4 protein-coding genes are annotated in these 3,526 nt (G+C 65.4%); 3 read left to right on the forward strand and 1 reads right to left on the reverse strand.

Features of this window, described 5'->3' with window-relative positions:
* Positions 1-539, forward strand: a 539-nt coding sequence (locus VFW69_RS20645; protein ID WP_526504047.1) for a TetR/AcrR family transcriptional regulator, incomplete at its 5' end; no start/stop codon positions are given.
* Positions 540-643: 104 nt separating this feature from the next.
* Positions 644-1,774, forward strand: coding sequence for an IS4 family transposase (locus tag VFW69_RS20650; protein WP_526504049.1), 1,131 nt, complete (start codon positions 644-646; stop codon positions 1,772-1,774).
* 270 nt (positions 1,775-2,044) lie between these two features.
* On the opposite strand, the gene VFW69_RS20655 is transcribed toward VFW69_RS20650, so the two are convergent.
* A complete protein-coding gene (locus VFW69_RS20655; RefSeq protein ID WP_526504051.1) occupies positions 2,045-2,245 on the reverse strand; it encodes a hypothetical protein in 201 nt (66 codons plus the stop codon).
* Between the two features lie 82 nt (positions 2,246-2,327).
* On the opposite strand from VFW69_RS20655, the gene VFW69_RS20660 reads away from it, so the two are divergent.
* On the forward strand, positions 2,328-3,272 hold the full coding sequence (locus VFW69_RS20660; protein WP_526504053.1) for a helix-turn-helix transcriptional regulator: 945 nt from the start codon (positions 2,328-2,330) through the stop codon (positions 3,270-3,272).
* Positions 3,273-3,526 lie beyond the last annotated feature (254 nt).

Consider the following 3,526-nt stretch of genomic DNA (forward strand, 5'->3'; position numbering starts at 1 on the left):
CCGACTCGTGCGTGCAGGAGATCGCGGAAGAGGCAGGCGTCGCCAAGCCGACGGTCTACAACCACCTCAACGACAAGGAAAACCTGTTCCGCCACACGATGCTGGCCGCGTCCGAAAAGGCCATGGCCGAGAGCCTGGCCACGATCGAACTCCTCCGCGAGCCGGCTGGCGACCTGCGTGGCCTGCTGCGGGACGTCGGCTACCGGCTCTTGCGAAGCTACTGTGACGACAGGTCATGGGCACTGCGGCGGCTGTTTTTCGCTGAGGGGGCCAGGTTCCCCGACCTCGACTGCGGGGTCGAACGCCTTTACGAAGCCCTGGCCGACCGTGTCGCGCGGCTGTCCCTCGATGGCCGCCTCCGCGTATGCGACCCGGCGATAGTCGCCGAGCAGTTCTTCGCACTGCTCATCAGCCCAGCGGAGGCCCGGTCCCGGTTCGGCACCCGCAAACTCCCAGACGCCGAACTCCACACCCTGGCCGACGCCGCCGTCCTCACCTTCCTCCACGCCTTCGGCACAAATCCCCCCACCCCGGCCTAACCCCAATGCCGGTCGTTTAGATCGCCGCACGGCCGGTAACCTGCTGTCTTGTGGATCTTGAGACAGGTGCCGGTGTCGGGCTGGCTGACCAGGCCGCGATCGGTGTGCTGACCCGGGCGTTCCCGGTGGAATTGGTCGATCGTGTTATCGACCAGTACTGGCGCCGGGAACAGCGGACACGTGCCCTTCCTGCCCGGCTGGTGTTCTATTTTGTGCTGGCCCTGTGCCTGTTCCCGCATGAGTCCTATCGGTCGGCGATGAGGATTCTCATGTCTACGTTTGGTCGGGGAGCACGGGGCTATCGCGTGCCCACGACCGGGTCGATCGGAAATGCCCGTCGGCGTTTGGGTCCCGAACCTGTGGAAACTGTGGTCCGCGCGGTGTTACGACCCAGGGCGGAGGGATCCACGATGGGTGCGTGGTATCAGCACTGGCGGTTGACGGCCGTCGACGGAACCACGTTCACGGTGCCCGATACCGACGAGAACGAGCAGGAGTTCGGTCGTCCCGGCTCCGGACGCGGCGAGGGCAAGACCGCCTATCCACAGATCCAGGCTGCCTGCTTGGTCGAATTGGGAACGCACGCTGTTTTCGATGCCCGGATGGACGCCTACGCCGCGGCCGAGTCGATGCTGATCGAGGAGATGTTTCCCTCCTTTCGTCCGGGCATGCTGGTGTTGGCGGATCGGCACATCTATTCGTTCGATCGCTGGACGAAGGCCGTGGACACTGGTGCTGACCTGCTGTGGAGGGTGGCATCGAATCTGGTTCTGCGGCCTGTGGAGCATCTGCCGGACGGCTCCTATATCGCTGAAGTGACCGCGCCGAACAAATCGCGCCATCGTGGATCATCCATACGGTTGCGTGTCATCGAATATCGGCTTCCTGGGTCGGACGAGTCGTATCGGCTGGTGACCACGATCATGGACCCGGCGGTGGCACCGGCGAAGGATGTGGCGATTCTTTACCATGAGCGGTGGGATATCGAGGGTTTCCTGAAACAGGTCAAGAGTGTTCAGCTCAACGATGACAAGATCTTCCGTTCGAAGTCGCCGGACGGTGTCCGGCAGGAATTTTGGGCACATCTGGCCGTGCACTACGCCACGACCTGCGTCCAGGTGGACGCGGCCGCTCAGGCAAAGGTGGATCCGGATCGGATCTCGCATAAGAACACTGTCCGCATCATCCGGTCCAGGATCTGGAAACCGGAGCATTTTCCCCCTCGCGCATTGTGATGATCACTATGCGGTGTTACTCGCCGAGGTAGCAGCCGAACTCAATCCGACACGCCGAGACCGAAGCTATCCGCGAGTCATCAAAAGAAAGATGAGCAACTTCCCGGTCAAGAGGGCGCATCACCGACAGCGACGCCAGGACAGCAGGCCGTCTTGCTCGGCGGTCGTCATCACACCGCCGAGCAAACCCGAGTACCGCAAGAGACCAGTCAAAACGACTTAAACGACCGGCATTGGGCCTAGGCCGGCTTCCAGTTGATCACGGTCGGCCTACTTTCGGTCGGATTGATACATCGACTCCGCGTTGTGCGTGACGGTCGGCCACGTCTCGGGCCGCGCCCAGTCGAACGGCACCTCCCCGGAACGAGAGGCGACCCGCACCGGCAGTGCCCGCGTGCGCAGCCGATCCACCACCCGGCGGCCCGTCTTGCCGGTTCCGCCTACGACAACTGTGTTCGTGTGTTTTGTCATGCCTCGACTGAACCGCGCTTTGATGAGACGTTCCATGGTTCAGAGGCTCATTCCCATCTTTTATCGTCTACGCTTCGACGGCATGGACACCCTCGCCGGACTGCTCGACGGCCCTCGCGCGCACAACGCGTTCCTGCTCCGGTCGGTCCTCACCCCGCCGTGGTCGCTGCGAATCCAGGACGAGGCGCCGCTGACACTGGTGGCGATGGTGCGCGGCGACGCGTGGATCACGCCTGACGACGGGGAAACGGTGCGGTTGCGGCCGGGCGATGTCGGGATCCTGCGTGGCCCGGATCCGTATGTGGTGGCCGACGATCCCGCCACGCCGCCGCAGGTGGTCATCAACCCCGGTCAGCGGTGCAGCACCCCGGATGGCCGGCCGCTCACCACGATGACCGACCTCGGCGTGCGCACCTGGGGCACCGACCCGGACGGCACCACGGTGCTGCTGACCGGCACCTATCCGATGCAAGGCGAGATCAGCCGCCGCCTGCTCGACGCCCTCCCGCCGCTGCTCGTGCTGCGCGACGAGGACTGGGACAGCCCGTTGGTCGGATTGCTCGCCGACGAGATCGGGAAGGACGAGCCGGGGCAGGAGCCGATGCTCGACCGGTTGCTGGACCTCCTGCTCATCTCGGTGCTGCGTGCTTGGTTCGCCAGGGCCGAGGCCGACGCGCCGCCCTGGTACCGGGCCTATCACGACCAGGTCGCGGGGCGGGCGTTGCGGCTGTTGCAGAACGACCCGGCGAGACCGTGGACGATCGCCTCGCTGGCCGCCGCGATCGGCGTTTCCCGTGCCACGCTGGCCCGGCGGTTCACCACCGTCGTCGGCGAACCGCCGATGGCGTTCCTCGCCGCATGGCGGCTCGCACTGGCCGCGGACCTGTTGCGGCAGCAGCCCGACACCACGGTCGGCGCGGTGGCCCGGCAGGTCGGCTACGGCAGTTCGTTCGCGCTGAGCACCGCCTTCAAACGGCAGCACGGGCTGAGCCCCCAGCAGTACCGGCAGGTCCGCGTCCCGGTGTGACACAAGGGGACCGTGGCCCGCGAGTTCTCAGTTCCAGCCCGGGTGGCGGACCGGTAAGGTGCCGAACTGCTGAAGGCAGTCGACCGCAGCGTCGCGGCGCGCTCTCTGCGGGAGCACGAGAAGGGGACAACCCTTGAACACCACCACTGGGCACCTGATCGACCTACTGCACCGCACCCGGTTCGAGGACCTGCCCGCCCAGGTCGTCCACGACACCAAACGCCTGATCGCCGACACCGTCGGCTGCGCCATCG

Source organism: Mycobacterium sp. (assembly GCF_036273375.1).
GTDB lineage: Bacteria > Actinomycetota > Actinomycetes > Mycobacteriales > Mycobacteriaceae > Mycobacterium.

Excerpts from the sequence above, each read along its gene's own strand:
- VFW69_RS20655 (WP_526504051.1), bottom strand. The coding sequence starts at position 2,245 with ATGACAAAACACACGAACACAGTTGTCGTAGGCGGAACCGGCAAGACG.
- VFW69_RS20660 (WP_526504053.1), top strand. The coding sequence starts at position 2,328 with ATGGACACCCTCGCCGGACTGCTCGACGGCCCTCGCGCGCACAACGCG.